26 protein-coding genes and 1 tRNA gene are annotated in these 21,289 nt (G+C 34.8%); 21 read left to right on the top strand and 6 right to left on the bottom strand.

The features are described 5' to 3' along the window. Positions 1-4: 4 nt before the first annotated feature. The 3 genes from murA to PWU04_RS04470 all read right to left on the bottom strand — a co-directional run bounded on the left by murA (position 5) and on the right by PWU04_RS04470 (position 2,317). Positions 5-1,312, bottom strand: coding sequence for a UDP-N-acetylglucosamine 1-carboxyvinyltransferase (gene murA, locus PWU04_RS04480; protein ID WP_274474614.1), 1,308 nt, complete (start codon positions 1,310-1,312; stop codon positions 5-7). Positions 1,313-1,319: 7 nt separating this feature from the next. Continuing rightward, positions 1,320-1,955: a DUF4290 domain-containing protein gene (locus PWU04_RS04475; protein ID WP_274474613.1), complete on the bottom strand. Its 636-nt coding sequence runs from the start codon at positions 1,953-1,955 to the stop codon at positions 1,320-1,322. 68 nt (positions 1,956-2,023) lie between these two features. Beyond that, on the bottom strand, positions 2,024-2,317 hold the full coding sequence (locus PWU04_RS04470) for a DUF493 family protein (RefSeq protein ID WP_274474612.1): 294 nt from the start codon (positions 2,315-2,317) through the stop codon (positions 2,024-2,026). 91 nt (positions 2,318-2,408) lie between these two features. On the opposite strand from PWU04_RS04470, the gene PWU04_RS04465 reads away from it, so the two are divergent. From PWU04_RS04465 to PWU04_RS04445, 5 genes are all read left to right on the top strand, one after another. Beyond that, complete coding sequence (locus PWU04_RS04465) at positions 2,409-2,951, top strand: ATP-binding protein (protein ID WP_274474611.1); 543 nt, start codon at positions 2,409-2,411, stop codon at positions 2,949-2,951. Further along, complete coding sequence (locus PWU04_RS04460; RefSeq protein WP_274474610.1) at positions 2,951-4,855, top strand: RecQ family ATP-dependent DNA helicase; 1,905 nt, start codon at positions 2,951-2,953, stop codon at positions 4,853-4,855. The genes PWU04_RS04465 and PWU04_RS04460 overlap by 1 nt, the downstream gene beginning before the upstream one ends. Then, the gene (gene fmt, locus PWU04_RS04455; protein ID WP_274474609.1) at positions 4,852-5,799 is read left to right on the top strand and encodes a methionyl-tRNA formyltransferase; all 948 of its coding nucleotides are present in this window, start codon (positions 4,852-4,854) and stop codon (positions 5,797-5,799) included. Before PWU04_RS04460 ends, fmt begins: the two co-directional genes overlap by 4 nt. A gap of 188 nt (positions 5,800-5,987) precedes the next feature. Further along, positions 5,988-6,260 (top strand): HU family DNA-binding protein, encoded by a 273-nt coding sequence (locus PWU04_RS04450; protein ID WP_274474608.1) that lies wholly within the window; start codon positions 5,988-5,990, stop codon positions 6,258-6,260. A gap of 122 nt (positions 6,261-6,382) precedes the next feature. Further along, positions 6,383-6,943, top strand: coding sequence for a YqgE/AlgH family protein (locus PWU04_RS04445; RefSeq protein WP_274474607.1), 561 nt, complete (start codon positions 6,383-6,385; stop codon positions 6,941-6,943). Here PWU04_RS04445 and PWU04_RS04440 read toward each other — a convergent pair. After that, positions 6,940-7,782 carry an aminotransferase class IV gene (locus tag PWU04_RS04440; RefSeq protein ID WP_274474606.1) on the bottom strand — a complete coding sequence of 281 codons (843 nt, stop codon included), beginning with the start codon at positions 7,780-7,782 and terminating at the stop codon, positions 6,940-6,942. The genes PWU04_RS04445 and PWU04_RS04440 overlap by 4 nt on opposite strands. A 56-nt stretch (positions 7,783-7,838) precedes the next feature. After that, positions 7,839-8,225, bottom strand: a complete 387-nt coding sequence (locus PWU04_RS04435) for an START-like domain-containing protein (RefSeq protein WP_274474605.1) — start codon at positions 8,223-8,225, stop codon at positions 7,839-7,841. A 130-nt stretch (positions 8,226-8,355) separates the two neighbouring features. On the opposite strand from PWU04_RS04435, the gene PWU04_RS04430 reads away from it, so the two are divergent. From PWU04_RS04430 to PWU04_RS04415, 4 genes are all read left to right on the top strand, one after another. Beyond that, positions 8,356-8,429: transfer RNA gene (locus PWU04_RS04430), tRNA-Met, on the top strand. Between the two features lie 55 nt (positions 8,430-8,484). Further along, a complete protein-coding gene (locus PWU04_RS04425) occupies positions 8,485-9,801 on the top strand; it encodes a tyrosine-type recombinase/integrase (RefSeq protein WP_274474604.1) in 1,317 nt (438 codons plus the stop codon). Continuing rightward, a complete protein-coding gene (locus tag PWU04_RS04420) occupies positions 9,794-10,519 on the top strand; it encodes a hypothetical protein (protein ID WP_274474603.1) in 726 nt (241 codons plus the stop codon). The genes PWU04_RS04425 and PWU04_RS04420 overlap by 8 nt, the downstream gene beginning before the upstream one ends. A gap of 43 nt (positions 10,520-10,562) precedes the next feature. Next, positions 10,563-10,991: a hypothetical protein gene (locus PWU04_RS04415; RefSeq protein ID WP_274474602.1), complete on the top strand. Its 429-nt coding sequence runs from the start codon at positions 10,563-10,565 to the stop codon at positions 10,989-10,991. A 26-nt stretch (positions 10,992-11,017) separates the two neighbouring features. Here the strand turns inward: PWU04_RS04415 and PWU04_RS04410 are convergent, their stop codons facing one another. Further along, entirely contained in the window at positions 11,018-11,392 is a 375-nt protein-coding gene (locus PWU04_RS04410) for a hypothetical protein (protein WP_274474601.1), read from the bottom strand. 75 nt (positions 11,393-11,467) lie between these two features. Between PWU04_RS04410 and xerA the strand changes: the two genes are divergently transcribed. The 12 genes from xerA to PWU04_RS04350 all read left to right on the top strand — a co-directional run bounded on the left by xerA (position 11,468) and on the right by PWU04_RS04350 (position 21,165). Then, entirely contained in the window at positions 11,468-12,598 is a 1,131-nt protein-coding gene (gene xerA / locus PWU04_RS04405) for a site-specific tyrosine recombinase/integron integrase (RefSeq protein WP_274474600.1), read from the top strand. A gap of 93 nt (positions 12,599-12,691) precedes the next feature. After that, positions 12,692-13,951, top strand: a complete 1,260-nt coding sequence (locus PWU04_RS04400; protein ID WP_274474599.1) for a TlpA disulfide reductase family protein — start codon at positions 12,692-12,694, stop codon at positions 13,949-13,951. A 157-nt stretch (positions 13,952-14,108) separates the two neighbouring features. Continuing rightward, positions 14,109-15,137: a hypothetical protein gene (locus tag PWU04_RS04395; protein WP_274474598.1), complete on the top strand. Its 1,029-nt coding sequence runs from the start codon at positions 14,109-14,111 to the stop codon at positions 15,135-15,137. Between the two features lie 95 nt (positions 15,138-15,232). Then, positions 15,233-16,111 carry a helix-turn-helix domain-containing protein gene (locus PWU04_RS04390; RefSeq protein WP_274474597.1) on the top strand — a complete coding sequence of 293 codons (879 nt, stop codon included), beginning with the start codon at positions 15,233-15,235 and terminating at the stop codon, positions 16,109-16,111. Between the two features lie 79 nt (positions 16,112-16,190). Further along, the gene (locus PWU04_RS04385) at positions 16,191-16,640 is read left to right on the top strand and encodes an SgcJ/EcaC family oxidoreductase (protein WP_274474596.1); all 450 of its coding nucleotides are present in this window, start codon (positions 16,191-16,193) and stop codon (positions 16,638-16,640) included. A gap of 153 nt (positions 16,641-16,793) precedes the next feature. Further along, positions 16,794-17,153, top strand: a complete 360-nt coding sequence (locus PWU04_RS04380; protein WP_274474595.1) for a hypothetical protein — start codon at positions 16,794-16,796, stop codon at positions 17,151-17,153. A 154-nt stretch (positions 17,154-17,307) separates the two neighbouring features. Next, a complete protein-coding gene (locus tag PWU04_RS04375) occupies positions 17,308-17,793 on the top strand; it encodes a hypothetical protein (RefSeq protein ID WP_274474594.1) in 486 nt (161 codons plus the stop codon). Positions 17,794-17,948: 155 nt separating this feature from the next. After that, a complete protein-coding gene (locus PWU04_RS04370) occupies positions 17,949-18,719 on the top strand; it encodes a hypothetical protein (RefSeq protein WP_274474593.1) in 771 nt (256 codons plus the stop codon). A 165-nt stretch (positions 18,720-18,884) separates the two neighbouring features. Then, positions 18,885-19,289 (top strand): hypothetical protein, encoded by a 405-nt coding sequence (locus PWU04_RS04365; RefSeq protein WP_274474591.1) that lies wholly within the window; start codon positions 18,885-18,887, stop codon positions 19,287-19,289. 200 nt (positions 19,290-19,489) lie between these two features. Continuing rightward, positions 19,490-19,675 (top strand): hypothetical protein, encoded by a 186-nt coding sequence (locus PWU04_RS04360; RefSeq protein WP_274474590.1) that lies wholly within the window; start codon positions 19,490-19,492, stop codon positions 19,673-19,675. A gap of 7 nt (positions 19,676-19,682) precedes the next feature. Further along, positions 19,683-20,330, top strand: a complete 648-nt coding sequence (locus PWU04_RS04355; protein WP_274474589.1) for an SLATT domain-containing protein — start codon at positions 19,683-19,685, stop codon at positions 20,328-20,330. Positions 20,331-20,469: 139 nt separating this feature from the next. After that, on the top strand, positions 20,470-21,165 hold the full coding sequence (locus PWU04_RS04350) for a hypothetical protein (protein ID WP_274474588.1): 696 nt from the start codon (positions 20,470-20,472) through the stop codon (positions 21,163-21,165). The last annotated feature ends 124 nt before the right edge of the window (positions 21,166-21,289 follow it).

The following is a 21,289-nucleotide window of genomic DNA, read 5'->3' as shown; positions in this document are numbered from 1 at the left end:
TATTCTATTCTCTTACTATTTTAGCCCCTATAGCTTGTAAACGCTTGGCAATATTCTCATAACCTCTATCTATCTGTTCGATATTATGAATAGTAGATGTTCCCTTAGCAGACAAAGCAGCAATTAGTAATGAAATACCAGCACGAATATCGGGAGAAGTCATGGTAGTAGCCTTCAATTGCGATTTGAAATCGTGCCCAATTACTGTAGCTCTATGCGGATCGCAAAGAATAATTTTTGCGCCCATATCGATAAGTTTATCCACAAAGAACAGACGGCTTTCAAACATCTTTTGATGAATCAACACACTTCCTCTAGCCTGAGTAGCCACAACAAGGATAATACTCAATAAGTCTGGTGTAAACCCTGGCCAAGGTGCATCTGTAATAGTCAAGATAGATCCGTCTATGAAACTTTGAATCTCGTAACCATCATTGTGTTCCGGAATATAAATATCATCGCCTCTACGCTCAACAGTAATTCCCAATTTTCTGAAAACGTTAGGGATTTGTCCCAAATCGTCCCAACTTACGTTTTTAATGGTAAGTTCACTTTTGGTCATCGCTGCCAAACCAATCCAACTTCCAATCTCAATCATATCTGGAAGCATTGTATGGTCAGTTCCCTTTAGCACTTTAACTCCTTCAATAGTTAAAAGATTAGAACCTACACCAGATATCTTAGCTCCCATACGGTTAAGCATCTTACAAAGTTGTTGTAAATAAGGCTCACAAGCAGCATTGTAAATGGTTGTAGTACCTTCGGCAAGTACCGCGGCCATAACAATATTGGCCGTTCCCGTTACCGAAGCCTCATCCAATAACATATAGGTTCCCGTAAGTTTTTCGGCTTCTACACCATAAAAATAGTCCTCACGGTTATACCTAAAATTAGCACCTAATTTGATGAATCCTTCAAAGTGGGTATCCAATCGTCTACGTCCAATTTTGTCTCCACCTGGCTTAGGAATATATCCTTTTCCAAACCTTGCCAAAAGTGGCCCAACAATCATGATCGATCCTCGCAACCCTCTACCATCTTCCTTAAATTCGGGAGACTCCAAGTATTCAAGATTCAGTTTGTCTGCTTGAAAGCTATACGAACCTTTCCCCAAATGTTCGATTTTCACACCTAATTTCCCCAAAAGGTCAATTAGTTTGTTTACATCAATGATATCAGGAATATTGTTGATGGTTACTTTTTCTGGAGTTAATAATACGGCGCAAAGAATCTGGAGAGCTTCGTTTTTGGCACCTTGAGGCTGGATACTTCCTTTTAATTTGTGCCCTCCTTCAATTTTGAATGTTCCCATAAGATGGTTAGTAGCGTTTTCTGGTTCGTCCGGTTTTTTTGTGGCCGCCTTTTTTGGCCGTGAATTTTTTCTTGCTTCTCATTAAGTTGGAAGGATCGGAAAGATCTTCGTCTGAGTTTTTCAGGTTGATTTTTCCACCTGAAAGCTCATAAAGATGACCAAAAATCACATCATCCTCTACGGTATCCTTGTTCCAATTAAGGAAACATTTTTTCATGTGATTAGCAATAGTGTAGATTAGGGCTTCCTTTAAATCGCCTTCCTCCCAAGTATTGGCAACATTTATCATGGTTTGAATATTGTTACCATAAAAACGGTATTTGGGATGGTTTTGAGGATATCTTAAAGGTTCTGGTCGTTCTTCCAACAATTCCTTTGAAGGTTTAGGATAAGGAGAATCCACATCCAATTCAAAATTGGACATGATAAAAAGCTGATCCCATAACTTATGCTGAAAATCGGGCACATCACGTAAGTGTGGTTGTAAATTCCCCATTACGTCTATAATTGCCTTTGCAACCTTATTACGTTCTTCTTTTGTTTCACGGGTAGTAGCGTAATTAATCATTTTCTGGATATGGCGTCCATATTCAGGAATAATTAAAAACTCCCGTTCATTATTATATTCTAGATTATCTATCAAAATTACTGTGTGTAGTGTTATTTGCTGGTGCACGTAGTTGCTATGCAGGTGCAAAGTACAAAAAAAAACTAAAGGCTAATAACGCCTTCTACATTTTCTGTCACTTCAATATACTTTTCTACTACAGTCTCTGGGTTAGCCATAGTTACGTTGATGGAAACACTAGTGTACTTACCGTTTTTAGATTCCTGTGTATGGATTACGGCTCCCATATTATTAAACAAAGCTTCGATTTCGGCAATTTTTTGCAAATCGGATTTTACGATAAATTTATATAGATATTCTGAAGGCCACTTTGAAGTTTCATATAATTGGGTCTTCAACTTTTCATAAAATGCGTCTCTATTATTATTGTTCTCCATATTTTATTTTATAAGTCACAAAGATACTGTTTCCTTTGCATTTTTTATTTAAGCTTTAAATTACGAATTTTACAACCAAAACCTTGCCAAGTTGAATATCAAGAGAATTGTGATTACCGGAGGCCCAGGAACGGGAAAGTCATCTATTATTAACGAGCTTTCCAAACGTGGTTATACTTGCATGGAAGAAATTTCCAGACAGGTTACACTTAAAGCGCGAGAAGACGGTATAGAGCAGCTTTTCCTAACCAATCCACTACTTTTTAGTGAACTACTATTAAAGGGGCGTACCCATCAATTCCATCAAGCCACTGGCTTGGGTAGCAACACGGTTTTTTTAGATCGTGGCGTTCCAGACGTTTTGGCATACATGGACTATATAGGTGATTCTTATCCAAAAGCATTCATGGAGGCCTGCAACAATCATATTTATGATTGTGTATTTATATTGGCTCCTTGGCAGGAGATTTTTAAAAGTGATAGCGAGCGCTATGAAAATTTTGATCAAGCTGTTGAAATCCACCATCACTTATTAAGCACTTACAAAGGCTATAATTACGATTTACTAGATGTCCCTTTTGGAAGTATAGAAAGTCGTACCGATTTTATTTTAAACATCATCAACAAACTGTAATGCAAACTGCCCTAAACATATTGGAACGTTATTGGGGGTTTACCAGTTTTCGTCCCTCACAAGAGCCAATCGTTCAAGCCGTATTGCAAGGCAAAGACGTTTTTGGACTCTTGCCTACTGGCGGAGGGAAATCGGTGTGCTTTCAAGTTCCTGCTTTGGCAAAAGACGGTATTTGCATAGTGGTTTCACCTCTAATTGCCTTGATGAAGGATCAAGTTCAAAATTTAAACCAAAAAGGGATTAAAGCTCTGGCTTTAACCAGTGGACTTTCGTATCAGGAGCTGGATGCACTTTTGGACAATTGCATTTATGGTGATTATAAGTTTCTATATCTCTCTCCAGAGCGCCTTCAGCAGGAATTGATACAGAACAGAATTCAACAAATGCCCGTGAATTTAATTGCCATTGATGAAGCCCACTGTATTTCGCAATGGGGTAATGATTTCCGACCAGCCTACAAAAACATAAAGATTCTTCGCAGTTTACATCCAAAGGTAAATTGCATTGCCTTAACGGCCTCTGCCACACCAAAGGTTGTTGCCAATATAGTTAAAGAACTGGAGCTTAGCAACGTAGAGATTATAAAACAAAGCTTTAAGCGGGAGAATCTCAGTTATATTGTATTAGATGAACAAGACAAACATTACAGACTAGAGACCATTCTAAAAAAATACCGTGATTCTTCCATCGTTTATGTTCGCAACAGAAAGTTAACACTGGAGATTACTGAACAACTAGAGAACAAAGGTATTACTGCTTTAGCCTTTCACGGAGGTTTATCGAATATTGACAAAGAAAGGCGACTTAACCAATGGCTAAATAACAGCAAACAGGTTATGATTGCCACCAATGCTTTTGGAATGGGGATAGACAAACCCGATGTAAAAACGGTTATCCACATGAACCTGCCAGAAAGTATGGAAAGCTATTTTCAGGAAGCCGGTCGCGCAGGCCGTGATGGTGAAAAGTCGTTTGCTGTAATCATAAAAAACCAAGGCGATGAAGAACTGGTTAAAAATCAATTTTTGAACGTACTCCCAACAGTAGATTTTGTAAAACAGGTTTACAAAAAGCTATGTAACTACTTTCAGATAGCCTATGGTGAAGGAGAACAGAGTTCTCACGATTTTAACTTCAACCATTTCTGTAAAACATACAAAATCAACAGTTTGGTTACCTATAATGCCTTACAGCATTTAGACCGTACAAGCATTATTGGTTTAAGTCGCCAGTTCAATAAAAAAACATCGGTACAGTTTATCGTTTCCACTAACAGTCTGCTATATTATTTGGATAAACATTCAGAAATCAGTTTGGCCGTAAAGTCAATATTAAGAAGCTATGGTGGCATTTTCGACCAAGAAACAAATATAAACACAAGCCTTTTAGCAGATAAATTATTCATTAAAGAGGAGCGATTGTTAGCCATACTGGATCAATTAGAACGCGATAATATTATTAAATTAAACCAAAGTAAAACCGATGCTCGTATTACTTTTATTGAGCCTCGGGAAGACGAGAAAACCATCAACAGGATTCGAGATATCATCAACCAACAAAATAAACTGAAGCACGATCAGGTTACTTCAATCCTTGATTATATCAACAACGATAGCACATGTAAGAGTGTCCAACTGTTATCATATTTTGGAGAAACTGATGCTACAAATTGTGGTAGATGTTCCGTTTGTTTGGCAATAACTAAAAATGTTCAACAGTCGGAACCAAAAGAAGTTCGCAAAGCCATCATTCATGCTTTGGAACAAGGCGACCTTTCGTCAAGAACAATGGTAGAGCAATTGGGCTTTTCCGAAACAGATATTATATCAGCTATAAAACAATTACTAGAACATCAAATTATAACCATAACACCAACAAACACCTATAAATTATTTCATATATGAGAGACTTACGAATCGTATTCATGGGCACCCCCGATTTTGCCGTAGTTACATTAGATGCTTTATTGGAGCATAACTATAATGTAGTAGGTGTTATTACCGCTCCTGACAAACCTGCCGGGCGTGGAAGAAAGTTAAATGAAAGTGCAGTAAAACAATATGCAAAAAGTAAAGGCCTACATATTATGCAACCTACAAACCTGAAAGACGAAGCGTTTCTAGCCGAATTGAAATCGCTTAACGCCAACCTTCAAGTTGTCGTTGCTTTTAGAATGCTGCCACAGGCGGTTTGGCAAATGCCAGAATACGGTACTTTTAATCTGCATGCTTCCCTCCTGCCTAACTATCGCGGTGCAGCTCCAATAAATTGGGCTGTGATCAATGGTGAGTCAAAAACCGGAGTTACTACGTTCTTTATTGACGATAAAATAGACACCGGTGAAATGATTCTTCAGGAAGAAGTCGCTATTTCTGAAACAGAGAACGCAGGAGCCCTTCACGACACCTTAATGTATATAGGAAGTAAGTTGGTCGTTAAAACAGTTAAATTGATTGAAGCTGGACCAGTAAATACAACGCCACAACCCGATAATGCAGACATAAAAACAGCCTATAAACTAAATAAGGATAATTGTAAAATAGATTGGACAGATACGATGGACAACATCCATAATAAGATTCGTGGTTTAAGCCCTTACCCAGGTGCTTGGTGCACTCTTATTAATGGTAATGAAGAATTAGATGTGAAAATCTACCATGTAGAACAAGAAAAGGAAGATCACCAATTAACACCAGGTAGTATTCAAGCGTCAAAAAAGAATCTTAAGGTGGCCACCCAAGATGGTTTTATTAATATAATAGACATTAAGCTTCCCGGTAAACGACAAATGGATATAAAATCACTAATGAACGGCTACACTTTTGAAGAGGATGCCAAAATGCAGTAAGGGCCTATGTTTCGGGAGTTTCTCAAAAAAACCAAGAAAAACCACCCTGTTTATTAACAAATCTGTTAAGTTATTAACAAAACAGTGTATTTCCCCCGACATTACTTGCATGATTGCATAATCCGTATAAATTTGTAGGGGAATACAAAACGTTAACCAACAATTATTAATAATTAATATTTAAAACTATGAACAAAACAGATTTAATCGATGCTATGGCAGAGCATGCCGGAATTACCAAAGCGGCTGCTAAAAAAGCTTTAGAATGTGCTTTAATAGAAATTGAAGGTGCATTACAAAAAGGCAACAGAGTATCATTAGTAGGCTTCGGATCTTTCTCAGTTTCCAAGAGAGCTGCAAGAGAAGGAAGAAACCCACAAACTGGGAAAACCATCAAGATCAAAGCTAAAAACGTAGTAAAGTTTAAGGCTGGAGCAGACTTATCGAGAGCAGTAAACTAATTTTACTCCTTTTTATACAATTCAAGGTCATCCATTGGGTGGCCTTTTTTTATAACTTAATTTTCTCCCTATTGGTTTTCTAGTTTAATTTTATTAGCTTTAAAAAGGCAAACCTCGTCGTCATGATTACAACAAAACCAAAAAAGGGTAATTTACTGATAGCAGAACCCTCTATAATAGGCGATATTTCTTTCAATCGCTCTATTGTACTGCTAGCAGATCACACCGATCAAGGGTCAATCGGGTTTATCCTAAATAAGCCGCTTGCTTATACGATTCATGACCTAATACCTGAGCTAGACTGTAATTTTAAGGTCTACAATGGTGGTCCTGTAGAACAGGACAATTTGTACTTTATTCATACCATTCCGGATTTAATTCCCGATAGCATAGAAATCTCAAATGGCATTTATTGGGGCGGTGATTTTGAGACCGTTGCTAAGTTGATTACTCAAAATGCTATTAAGCGAACTGACATCAGATTCTTTTTAGGGTACTCGGGATGGGATGCCGATCAGCTGGAGACTGAGTTACATTCCAACTCATGGGTAGTTACAGAAAACATTTACCAAAAGTCGGTTATCAAAAAAGACCACAAGAGTTTTTGGAAAGAAAAAATGTTGGAGTTTGGCGGTGAATACAGTATTTGGTCCAATGCGCCAGAAAACCCGAGCTTCAATTAGCTCAAACGCATCTTTACGTTTAGTTTCTTTAGCAACTCCTTAGCCAACACATTATCATAAGTCTTCTTACGGTATTTGCTTATTGGCTGGATTCCCGTTATCACATTGGTTATAAACAACTCATCTGCCTTTTGTAACTCGAATGGGGAAACAGGAGCTTCTAATAGCTCATAGTCAGGTAAAGCTTTTACTATTTCCATAATCTGTTTGCGCATCACTCCTTTTAAACACCCATCACTTACTGGTGGTGTTTTAATAACATTCCCTTTCACTACAAACAAGTTTCCATTTAACGCTTCTACAATATTCTTATTTGTATTAACCAACAAACAATTATGCAAATCGTTTTCCTTGGCATAAACGCTTCCTATAACGTTAATGGCTTTATTATTGGTCTTTAATGTAGACAACAGACTCGGTGATAAGTAAAAGTCCTTGAACAAATCCACTTCATAAGTGCTTTCGTTTATCATGTAAAAATCATCCTCAAGAGGAGCTACAGTTATCATATACTCAACCTCTTCAGATTCTGGCGAATACAATCCCCCCTCTGCCCTATTAACAAATAACTTCACTCGGCAACTAGCATCAAAAAGCTCATTTTGTTTAACGGTTTCCAAAATTTGTTGCTGGAGGTATTCCATGGTAAAGGACATGGGAATGTTCATTCTTAAAATCCTCATGGAAGCCATCAACCTAAAATAATGGTCTTCCCAAAATAGGATTTTACCATACGATACTTTTAAGGTTTCAAACACGGCATCACCATATTGAAGACCGCGGTTTTGAGTTGAAATAAAATTGTTTCCCTGAAGTATGTTTCCGTTAAAATTTACCATAAAAAAATCCCCGAATAAATTCGGGGACAAATATACTTTAATTTATGTTAAAAGACCTAAGCAGAGCCCAAGACATGTTTTAAATCGGACACTTGGTTTTCCCAAAGCATTTTAGCTTCGTCCAATTCATCTTCCTCTGTAAAATCGACAACTATTAAAGATACATCCTTAGTGATATCGTCTACTTGAATTCTTAACTCAAAATAATAAGGTTCGCCTTCATCGTGTGACCAACGAAATTTTACACGTTCACCACTTTTTTTACTTACTAATTTTGCTTGCTCTTCGGCTCCATCCCAAATAAACTTAAAAAGCTCACCTCTAGAGTTTACATTATCTGCAAACCATTCTGACAAACCTGAAGGAGTTGATATATATTGATATAGTAGTGAGGGCGACACATGTATAGGAAATTCTAGCTCGTATTTTATTTTATCTTCCATAGTTGTTTGGTTATTTACGTCGGTAATATATATAAATATTTGAAAAATCAAGAAACAAAAATTAAAAAATATTTAGTGAAAAATTGTTTGCAATAATGGAATATGTATCTATATTTGCACCCGCAAACAAGGCGAGATAGCTCAGTTGGTTAGAGCGTTGGATTCATAACCCAGAGGTCCCGAGTTCAAATCTCGGTCTCGCTACAACAAGCAATCTATTGCAACCAAGCGGTTTAGGCTTTTCTAAACCGCTTTTTTTATGTTTACAATTGAACAAATTCTTACATTTGCATACGAAAGTGAATACGAAACTGCATACGATTTGTCTTTAAAAAAGAATTTTTCCAACCCCAAAATCTATACGGCAAACGGAGATTTAAGTAAGCGTTGGTATGTTTATTACTCTTACCGAAACCCTGAAACTGGAAAACTCAAGAGACTTACCCCTTTCTACGGCATAGCCAATAGGTACAAAACCAAAGAAGAGAGATTGGAGGTTTTGACAACCTATAGAAAAGCTCTGCTCAAACTATTGAAACAGGGGTATACTCCATTTGGTGACAATACTGAACTATACAACAGGTTAAACCCAAAACCTGAAGCTGAAACACTCACCAAAAGGGATAACCATACAGAAGGATCTGATGATACTGATGAAAAACCAGCAATGTCCATAAAAGACGCTTTTGATTTTGCTCTGAAACTTAAAGAGAAAGTCACTAGCAGGACTACCATAAGGAGTTATCAAAACAGGGTCGATGTCTTTATTAATTGGCTTAATGACAACTACCCAAACATAAAGACAGTTGATCTGCTTTCTAAAAAAATAGTTACAGAATTTTTAAATGAGGTTTTAATCAAGACTAGTGCTCGTTCAAGAAATAATTACAGGACTGAATTAAGCAGCGTAATACAAGTTTTGGAGGATAATGATATTATAGCGCTTAATTTCATTAAAAAAATACCTGTACTAAAGTCTATCCCAGAAAGGAATAAAACCTATTCAAGGGAAACTCAAAAGGCAATTTTTGACTATTTGGAAAAGGAAGACCCTATACTCCTGCTCTATATAAAATTTATTTCCTATAATTTCCTTCGTCCCATTGAAGTCTGCAGGCTAAGAATAAAGGACGTCAATTTAAAAGACAGAACAATTTCTTTCAAAGCAAAAAACAGTCCGTTAAAAACTAAGATAATACCAGATATTCTATGGAATGATCTACCAGATTTATCCAACCTTAACGAAAATGATTTTTTGTTTACACCAGAGGGAATTGGCGGTAAATGGGAAACCGATCTTAACAATAAGCGAGATTATTTTTCAAAACGCTTTAAAAAAGTTGTAAAGGATCATTTTAACCTGGGCAAAGATTATGGACTATATAGCTTTAGACACACTTATATCACTAAACTATACAGAGCTATGGTTAAGGACTCTTCACCGTTTGAAGCCAAGAGTAAACTTATGCTCATTACAGGCCATTCTACTATGGGCGCTTTGGAAAAGTACTTAAGGGACATTGATGCCGAGTTACCACAAGATTACTCTGTAATGCTAAAAAACACCAATGAATAGAGAAACATTACAGGGATTCAGTTTAAAGCTGATAGCGAACCTATGGACCGATTTGTTATTTTTTATTCCAAGCAAGGAACTTCCTGTTGAGATAATTGACAAAATATCTACCATGAAGGAAAATGACCTTTTGGACAAGCTTTATATACTTGATAATTATAAAGGCCCCATCCCTATTGAAGAAGAAAGAGACAGCAAAGTGTTCTTAAAAAAGCCTGTTGCTTTTGAAGACAATATTTTCAAGCTTCTTGAAAAAAAATCCTCGGCACAACCACACGAGATTGATTATGTTTTAGAAAAGTATCGTGAACAAATAGAATGCTTGTATCATATTACAGATTGGTTAAACAGGAATATAAATCAGGCCCATGGAATAAATAAACAGATTATTGGGTTTTTTAAACTCCAAGCCATTCAATTCAAGAAACACTATGATGTCTTTATAAAGCACTTTTGCCCAAAATCAACAATCACACAAAGAAGTATTTTTAATGATCCCAAAATAATGGAAACCTATTTAGGTCGATTAAAAAATAACCTAAACGTAAATCACTCAAACTTAACTTCAGATTTAAACATAAAAGATGATGAAGTTGTAACTAAAAAAGCTACTTCTAAAGCATCGAAAACCAAACCTGAAAAAAGGGCACCATTAATATCTTTAAAGCAAGCTGAGGAAGAGTTATTAAAAACCTACTTCAATATCAATTTCAACTAAAAAAAAAATTATACGTCAATTAAACGTTTAATTTACGCTTAAAATGAAAAATACAGAATTTTGCCACTATTGTGGAGAGGAATACAAGCCAAAACGAAGAGGTGTTCAAAAGTATTGCAGTAACTCTTGTCGAACAGGTCATTGGAACGAAAGAAACAAGTATAAGACAAAAAAAGACGGTAATGAAATAGCTAAAACAGAAGACACGCCTTCTGATGACGCCAATACAAAAATTGAAAGCATGTCATTACCTGGTGTGGGTAATGCTTTTGTCGGTACTGCTGGCTATGACATCCTAAAAAGTTTCTTAACTAACAACCTAAACAAACCTGCAACCAAAAAAGACATTGAAGAACTTAAAACACTTTTATTCAATAGATATCTGCCCATTAACAACATGGAACAAGACACATTAGGAAGAAAACCATTTTACGATATACAAACTTCAGCTTTGGTATACAGGTTTCCCTAGCACAAACCCTTTTTAGGTTGGGTTATTTATTCCATGTAATCCTGCCACTGTACGAGCACAAATTTTTCCTTGCCATTTTCCTTTCTGCGTAAAAATCCAAATTCGTATACAAAGAAATACACATCACCTTTGCTGTTCTTCCAATAGTGTGTAAAGAACCTAGGGTTGAACCCTCTTTCTAAAAGCACTTCTCTACGTATGGTAGCCTTCCCTGCCCTGTTGTAGAATTTTAAAATTCTTCTGTTCAGTTTTATCTGCTTATCAACCTTGACATAAAACTTGGGAGTTTCACTTTTGGTTTTTTGGTACTGATACGAACTCTTGCAATGGACATCACAAAATTTCTTATCCGATCTACCTTTCAACAGCTTTCCACAATGCAAGCACGTCCTTTCACCCATTGATTACCATATGTTTATACGAATAATATACACATATAATTCCATTAAATGAATTAATATTTATAATATTGATATATGAGACCAAACAAGCACATAACCCTAAAACACTTATTGATTGACAACAAAAAATACATTGGCCTAAAGTTCGGTTCAGACAAGGTTCTTAACAGCATGATAAAAGAGCTTGAGGGAATAAGCTGGAACAATGAATTTGGCATGTACTATCTGGACAACAATAAGCAAAACCTAGATGCTATTTTCAATCTCTTTAGGGGAGTTGCTTGGATCAATACCAATTATTTTTTTCAAAGGTCCAATGCAAAGATGTTGGATGAGGAATTTGATGTACAATGGTTCAGGAACAGAAAAAAACCAGACAGCTATAAAGTGTGCCCAGAGTCTTATCTTGATAAGTTGGAGCTTAAGCATTATGCCAACAATACGGTACGAACCTACGTTTCATGCTTTGAGAAGTTCATTAATCATTACCCAAATAAAGACATTGATCAACTCGATGAGCTTGACGTTAGAAATTACCTAAAGCATTTAGTACAGTACGATTGGTCACACTCTTATATAAACCAAAGTATCAACAGCATCAAGTTCTATTATGAAATGGTATTGGGCATGCCCAATAGATTTTATGAGGTAGAGCGCCCAAGGAAACAAAAAAAGCTACCCATTGTCTTGTCCAAAAAGGAAATAAAGGCTCTTATAGAAGCCACAAACAATATAAAACATAAATGCATATTATCACTACTCTACTCTGCTGGGCTAAGACGAAGTGAATTACTTAACCTAAAACCCACAGACATAGACAGCTCAAGAATGCTGATAAAGGTTAATGATGCCAAGGGCAATAAAGACCGATACACCCTTTTGGCTAAATCTACGCTTGAAGATCTGAGAAAATACTATATCGAGTATAAGCCGTCAACATATTTATTTGAAGGACAGACAAAGGAAAAATACAGCGCAACAAGCATTGCCAGAATATTGAACTATACAGTGAAAAGGACGGGAATAAAAAAACATGTTACCGCACATACGCTCCGTCATAGCTTCGCCACTCACCTTTTGGAGGATGGTACAGACCTTAGGTACATCCAAAAGCTATTGGGCCATAATTCAACTAAGACCACAGAGATATACACCCATGTAGCAAAAAACAGCTTCAGTTCAATAACCAACCCATTGGATTCGTAGGAATTTAGCTTATATTTGGCGGAATAGATATAATGGGGCTAAAAACAATACCTTTAGCCATATGTTGTGCAAAATTTAAAACCGAAATCTTTAATGAAATTAATTACAAAACTAATCCCGTTTTTAACAATTGTATTTTTCTTCAACTGTTCGGCTGAAAAAGACCAATCCCTTGAAATTAAAGGAAAAACAATTGGAATAGACTCAAAATCAATTCTTTTAGTAAAAGCAGGTCAATATTTGGATTCTGATTCAATAATTGAAATACCGGTTACGGATGGAAAATTTCATTATAAAACAAAATTAGATTTCCCTGAATCTGCTGAATTGTTCTTGGGAACAGCTAAAACTCAAGGTGGTGGTAGATATATGCCATTATTTTTGAACAATGAAAAAATCGACTTAACTATATACCCTGAAGAGGAGTTTAACAAAAACCAAGTTGTAGGTGGCAAACTAAATTCCGAATATAAAAAATATAAAGAAAATTATGACAATAAATTCAACTCAAGAATAAAGCCATTACAAGATAGTATAAGTTTACTATTTGAAAATGACCAATATAATAGTGATAAGGCAAAATCACTTTATGCAGAATTAAGAAAGACTAAAAGCCACGATGAAAAAATTATTATTTATGAAAAACTTGGAGATTTAAAAGAAGCCAATCAGCATTTAAGCCCAAAAGCAGAAACGATAGAAAATAAATTAAAACCTCTTTACGACGAGCAAAAAAACTATCAGCAAGAATACATAGAAAATAATCCCTCTATTGTATCATATTCATTCTTTATAAAAGACCTTATGTACAATCAAGAGAATTTGGATATTAATTTAGTTAAAAATAATCTTCAGATTCTATCAGAGGCAAACCCTAATCATCCATACAATGAATTAGCTTCAAATTTAGTAAATGCAATTGCTAACATTAAAGTCGGAAAAAAATATACGGATTTCTCTGCACCTGATTTAAATGGAAATGAAATCAAACTTTCCGATAAAATAGATGGAAAAATTGCCTTATTGGATTTATGGGCAACTTGGTGTGGACCTTGCATAGCTAAAAGCAGAACAATGATTCCACTATACGATGAGTTCAAAAACAAAGGCTTTACAATTGTAGGGGTAGCAGGAGAACGAAAAAACACTGATAGATTGGTCAAGTTTCTTGAAAAAGAAAAATGGCCTTGGTTAAATTTAGTTGAACTTGACAAACAAAATAATATTTGGCAAAAATATAATGTAGACGGCGGAGGTGGTGGAATATTCCTAATTGACGAAAAAGGAGTTATTTTAGCTAAAGACCCAACAGCAGAAGAGGTTAGAAATGAATTAGAATCTCGTCTGAATTGAAAAAACTTTGCACAACAATGGCTATAAGTAATTGCTTGTTCTCGCCTACTTCTGAAAATTCTAGCAGATTTTCTGTTTGGTGTGTACTTGCAAAGTTAAGTGCTTAACCACGCAACTACTCATAGCCGAGACGTTAGAGCTAAGTGAACAACACTTTATGAAAAAAAAATCAACTATTTTACTTTTTACAGTCTTCTTCACTGTTTTGACTCTGTTCCTTTGCAATGCAATTCATTATTTTAAATACATCGAATATACTTCTGAATTTGCAGGTTCCCTGACCAACCTTGGCACCAAAATCAAGCTTATTTTTTTTAGTGTCTTTTTTACATCCATTACAACCCTAATAGCTTGGTTTCTTATGAAAAGGTCCAAAGTATTTCATACAGTATTGTTTGTATTATTAATTGCACCTATCAATTTTTGGATTTTGAATAAAATAAATCATTCTATTCTTTTTCCTCATAAGCAAACTACCGAAGAAATGATTGAAGTAGCTGAAAGCAAATTCAAATTAGAAAGGAAAAAGGCTGATAATTTTTTAGCAAAAGGGATTAGATTTTCACCTCAAGCAAACGTTGTCGATGAAGATAAAAAAAGAATTCTTTCATCTATAAAGGAGCTTTTCATGACTGATTCAGTAGGTCAAAACGAAATAAGCGATTCGATACATTTAAAAAAGATTAATTCCTTTTTAAATAAAAATTACGACCAATTTGATCAAGAATTGTTTAAGGATATAAAAAACTCTATAGAGTTAGATTTTATTACCTATTCTCCAGATTACACTCGTTTTGTTGTAACGTTTTCCTATAGAGATGACACGTATAACTATGATGATTTATACAAATACGAAGGTTTTATTTTTATTGGGGAGAAGTCTAAATCACAAATAGATTTGTTCAATTATTCACGAACCATGTATCAACATGGTTTCTATAAAAGAAAATCCGTTTTGTATAGCGTTCTAGGTACGTTTTCTTATCTGAGTACAAATTTAATTGATGACCAACATAGAACTCATCCACATGTGCTAACCCGAGAGTTTTGGAGTTGTCCATTCTTTTTTGAACCAATTAAATTATCAACGGGCGAATACTATCCAAGATTTAAAACGGAAAAAAAATTTGTATATCAAAAACCGTCCAAATACGTGAAAAAAGAATCTGTTATAATTCCAAAATAGCTCTAACATCACCTACACTTCACGCCTTAAACGATTATATTTGAAAGGCGGCGCGAAAGCGTAGCTGCAAACCGTTAGTGGTAATTGAAAGACTTTTGGCAGAAAACATCACATACAGCAATTTCATTGAAAATTATTTTCGATCAACTTCACCAAACTTCAACTGGCAGACCACTCCATTTCAAATTTACGCATTGGAATCCATTGCCAACTCACTAAAGATCCCAACCGCCTTACTTCAGGCAGATTATCACTTTCTCGTTTACTTAAGTCAGGGTAAATTTTCGCAACAAGTTGGAATTGAACAATTCGAACTATCAAACGACTCCATCCTATTTGTTCCTGCTGGTGAAATATTTTCAATAAAGTCTGTGAAAGGTAAATTGAAGGGTTTTTTTATGCTGCTGGAGGACAAGGTTCTTTCTTCGCTTATTCAAAAAGTAGAGCTTACTGATCTGCTTTCATTAAACAGTGTCAACTACTTAAATAGGGATGACAGTCAATGGATTGATACCTTGTGCAATTTACTTCTTCAGGAAATGAACAATGCAAGACCCAATCGTAAAATAGGAGATGGACTTTTGCAATCCCTGTTCCACAAGCTTATTTCCCTAAACCCAGGAGAAAAAGCGATTACACGACAAAGTGAGATTGCGATCAATTTTAAGCAATTGCTGAACAAACGCATTGCTGAAAACAAGTCTGTCGATTTCTATGCACAACAATTAAACATTTCTACAAACTACCTGAATCGCTGTGTTAAAGTCAAATTCAATAAGACCTGTAAACAATTGATCCGGGAAACCGCCATTGTTCAAAGTCAGATTTTAATGCTTGATACAAACAAAGACATAATTGAAATCGCAATGGAAATGGGCTTCGAAGATGCCTCTTATTTTTCACGACTTTTCAAATCGCTTACCGGTGAAACGCCCTCTTCATTCAGAAATAAAATTAAGCAGGGTTTGTCCTAATCCACGCAGGATTTTTAAAAGCCATCACGGCTTCATAAAACTAATTTTGTCTTAATTTAAATCACCAAAAAAGTTTGATATGATTACAAAAACAAGACTCGATGAAGGAAAAACATCTATAGTTCTCAATGTTCTGGATCAATTTGTCGTGAGCTGGAACAACAAAGACCTTGTATCTTTTGGGAGTTTGTTCACCGAGGATGCTGAATTCACAGATGTCGTCGGCCAGACTGCGATCGGAAAAGATACGATTATTGAGCAACATGTTTATCCATTTGAAAATGTAATGAAGTTTGCAACTTTCGAAATTAAAGACAGCTACATACGTGAGTTAACAGAAGACTTAATTATTGTATCAGCACTATGGAAAGTAACGGGCAGTGTCACACCAAAGGGACTAGCTCTCCCTGATCGTAATGGTGTATTACAAATTGTCGTAGAAAAAAAGGAAACTTCATTCCTAATCAAACTAGTTCACAACAGTGATAATGCTTTGCCTTACGAGAAACAAGAGAAGTTCATCGAATGAAATACCACTAACATCGGCTACACACCATCCGGCACTTAAGCTTCAAAAAACGAAACTTGGTTTAAGATCTAAATTTTAACTTCGAAACAAATTAAAAGGTGATCCGCCGCACGGTGTGTAGCCTGAACCGTTGGCAGTAATTAAGAAACCATAATGAGACTTTTTAGTAAAAACAGATATTATATTAAACTTTACGTTAATCGGATTGAAATTAAAGATTTAATAAACGGAAAAACTTTATCTGAAAACTCTCAAATGAACTTTAACAATCAAAGGCTTTTAATCGCAGATTTTGCAAAAGCGGAAAATTTTGTCAAAACTACTTTTGAAAAGTTTGGTCTTTCAACAAGAAATTCGGTTGGAATAATTCAACAAATGGAAATGTCAGAAGGCGGGCTATCGGAGGTGGAAAAACGGGTTTTATTTGAGCTATTTTCTACACTTGGAATAAATCAAATTCACATAGACGAAAGCTTAGTTGACCTGACGGAAAAGAAGCTTGCAGAATTTTAAAAACAACTACTGCCAACACCATGTATAGTTCATTGCTTCGGACGTTTCCTGCGGAAAGTCCTCGCGGCTGAACTATGGGTGTCGACAAAACCCTATCTTTACGCTTAAGCAACAAACCATACACAAACCGTTGTAAAACATTATCAAAACCTAATTGAATCTTAAATTAATAATATTAATTTCTCTAATTTTTACAGCTTGCTTAAACCCTAAAAAAGAAAATGCAAGCTCAAAAACTAGATATGTCTGTTCATTTTCATCAGACTCATTAAGGCTTAGAACAGAATATGAGTTGATTAAAGATGTTAACGATTCTATTATTTTGTACAAATATATAAACGTGGCTGACTCCACTAGAAACTTTGAAATTAGTTACGAAATAGACACTAAAACACTGCTGTTTAATTTTGACAGGTATAGAGCCTTTACTAAAAACGTTTTACAAAATGAAGAAAAGCCAAAAATATGGTTTGACAATTATGAAATGGTCTCTCCTATTGTTGATGGAATAGATCCTATAATGTTTAACGTCGATTATGGAATTTTAGCAATAACTGGACCTCTTAACCCTCCTCATTTATTTCTTGATAAAAGAAATGACACTTTATTTGGCAGAAAAATATTGGAGAAATTAAAATAAGAAACGTTTTACAACAATATGTAACATGCATTGCTTCTGATTTTCCTACGGAAAATCCTCGCATGCACTAATTGTTGTTTCTGTTTAGCTATCTTTAATCCCAAAACCAAACGCAACGGCAGTGTTACATGAGCCGTTGGCAACAAGCTAAAAAAATGAAACAGACGGAAAAACAGAAAAAAATCCGATTAATAATAATCATTCTGACAATTGTCGGACTGATTAGCTTTCTGTCTCAAACCGTAACAGTTTTTGCATATGGAATTGATAAAACAACGGACTTTTATTTGTTGCTTTATCCAATGTTATTTGTTTCTCTAATTTTGGTATTCTCAAAACCGAAATTCGGAATTTTATTGACTTTACTGACTTCAATTTCATATAGCATTTTACTAACAAACGAAGTCGGAAAATATTTGACTTTTGATTTTCAGAACAGTATTTTGATTTTAGTTCTGCTTCTTCCCTATTTAATATTTTTGAGTTTAATTCCATTGTCAATTATTTATTTAACAGACAAAACGGAGAATAGAATAAAATTTCAATCGACTTCTATTCTGTTTGCTCTTGGATTTTTTGCTTTCATAATTTTTGACCGAATGGACAAAGATTATTCTAGAACGGTTTTTGTGGACGCAGTTTTAAAAAATAACGGAATTATGGAATTAAAACTAAAACCTGGATTTGGAGATTCAAGAGAATTTTATGTAAAAACAAACTCGAAAGAATTAGAAAAAATAATAAAGGAAAAAGGAGAATTTGTGCAAGGGAGTTATTTTTTATCAAACACTCGAATTAGAACAAATTACAAATTTGACCAACTAAAATCATTAACATTAATAGAATTTAATAAAAATATTGAGCTGCCAAAACTGACTTGGAATGTGGACGAAATAAACGGAAATTATGACTTTATTCGACCATAAAAAGCCAGTTGCCAACACCGTGTATAAGCCATTGCTTGGTCTGTGTTACTTCGGAAAATCCTCGCGGATTTTCCTGTTTAGTTTTGTACTTGGTTTGGTTCGTGCTAAATCACGCAACGGCTCATACACAAACACGTTGTAATTAATTGTCGAACATCTAAGAATATGGACAACGATTCCCACTCAAAAAATTTTGACCAAATCAAAATTGATAATAGAATCACTTTAAAATTTTTAGACAAAACTCTTTTCTATAAAGAGCTTAATTACAGTGATAATCTAGAAGAGATAGCAATTCCATTTGAGAGCATCAAAGAAATAAAATTTGAAGATAAACAGGTTGACCTCAAAAAAACTAAGTCAAATATTATTAAAAATCTCTTTTTTACGCTTCTAAACTCTGGGGCTTACCCAACTGACTTTGCAATTAAAAACCCAAAAATAATTATTAGGTATACTGAAAACACTGACCCTAGATGGAAAAGATTAGTTATATCTAACCGCCTTATTACAAGCGAAATATTCGATAAAATTAAAAGCAAAATTCCAGGCACAATTGAATCCCAATAATCAATAAATGTATAATTGGCTATTGAAATATTAATAATAACAACTAATTACAACAATTTGTAACATGCATTGCTTCTGATTTTCCTACGGAAAATCCTCGCAAGCACCATTTGTTGTTTCCGTTTATCTATCTTTAATCCCAAAACCAAACGCAACAGCAGTGTTACAAGAGCCGTTACCACACATTTAAACCAACCACTATGACACCAGAAGAATATCAAAGAATTATAGACAACCAAATAATATTAGACAAAAAACTTGACGGAATAATAAACGAATTGAAAGTCATCAAAAAAGATGTAAATACTGCAATAAACAATCAACAATTGCTTGAACAATATGAAATGGATATTACAGAAAGATTAAAAAGGATTGAAAAGAAATAAACCAAAATTGGAAAAGAAAAAATCACACAAAGACTATTTAGATAAAACATTTCTTGAGGAATTAAATTATAAAATATGGTCGACTAAAGGGAGCCGTTTTAACGCAAATAAGAGACTTCTAAAAGTAGCTGACTTATCCAACTTATGTTTGAGTATGTTGTCTGTCTATCTTATTGCTGTTGGACTTTTATCTGTTTATAACATCTATTCGACTGAAACAATTGACGAAAATTTAATTGCCTATTCAATCACTTGCCTTTCTATATTATTACTCGTTTTCGGGCAAATAGAGAACGCTAAAGACTTTAGTACAAAAGCAAAACAATATCACAATTGCGGACTTGAACTTTCGAGTTTATATAACGAATTAAGAATATTTAAAACTTTAAACGACAAACCCAAACTGAATGAGAAAAGAGAATTTGCCGAAAAAATATCGAGTAAATACGAAAGAATTTTAGAAAGACACGAAAATCATCAGCCAATCGACCATAATATGTTTAAAGCTTCGAAAGCTGAATATCATGAATTGGACAAGCTTGATGTTTTCAAAATAAAAGCAGATTACTATTTGAAAACTGGATTGATTTATCACGCACTGATAATTTTGCCACCAATAATTATAATTGGACTTTTAATAAAAAACGTGTGGTAACAACGTATATAAAAAATTGCTATTTTAGTTCTAAACCGATGGTGGTTGCTTGTTTTGCTCACTCTGATTTTCCTACGGAAAATCCTCGCATACAAAACCGCAACTTTCCATATACAAACCGTTGTACAACATACCCAAAATGAACAAACTACTAACAATTTCACTTCTGATTTTTTTATTTCTGTCTTGTAAAAACGACAAGAAATCTGAATTGGAATTTTATACAGAAAATCAAACTTCATTTTTTGATTTGAGAAATGGAGATTGGACAAAAAACTCTTGGATTAGAAAACCCGAAAACTTAAAAATGGTTCACGAATCGTTCAAAAAGTTTGGATATGGAAAACTTGAGAATCTGATTTCAAAAAGCGAAAGTCATTTCCTAATCGAAGGAATTTATATAAAACGGAATTTTGAGAATCTAATGGACAGTTTGCAATTGACTTACAACAAACCCGAAATCCAAAACAAATATTATGCTGAATTTTGGAATCGCAGAAAAGCGGAGCAAAATGACTCAATCGTTTATGAAATTATCCGAGAATTTAACTCTGTGAAATCGGATAAAAAACGACTGAATTACCAAAATAAGTTTGTAAATGACACTTTGGTTGACTTATTAAAAATTGAGTTTGATAACGACAATCTGAATTCGGAAAAAGCAAAATCGGACTTTTATAAATTAAAAAAATACGGACTTCATCAATCGGCTTATAACCTACTCTATGAGCGAGCAGAATATTCCGAATTGGATTTAGACCGAGAAAAATTAAAACAAGAATTAACTAAAACACTTGAATACAAAAACGCTTGGTTAATAGATACGGAAAAATAAGTACGTTGTACAACACCGGCTATAGTTCATTGCTGCTGACTTTCCTCTCGGAAAGTCCTCGCAAATTTGCTGTCTTCGGTTTATGGCGGAAAATCCTAGCGGATTTTCACGCAACCAAACCATA

It is taken from the genome of Mangrovimonas aestuarii (assembly GCF_028767185.1).
Classification (GTDB): Bacteria; Bacteroidota; Bacteroidia; order Flavobacteriales; family Flavobacteriaceae; genus Mangrovimonas_B; species Mangrovimonas_B aestuarii.
The sequence above is the reverse complement of the archived record's forward strand: the minus strand, read 5'-3'. Positions and strand labels throughout refer to the sequence as shown.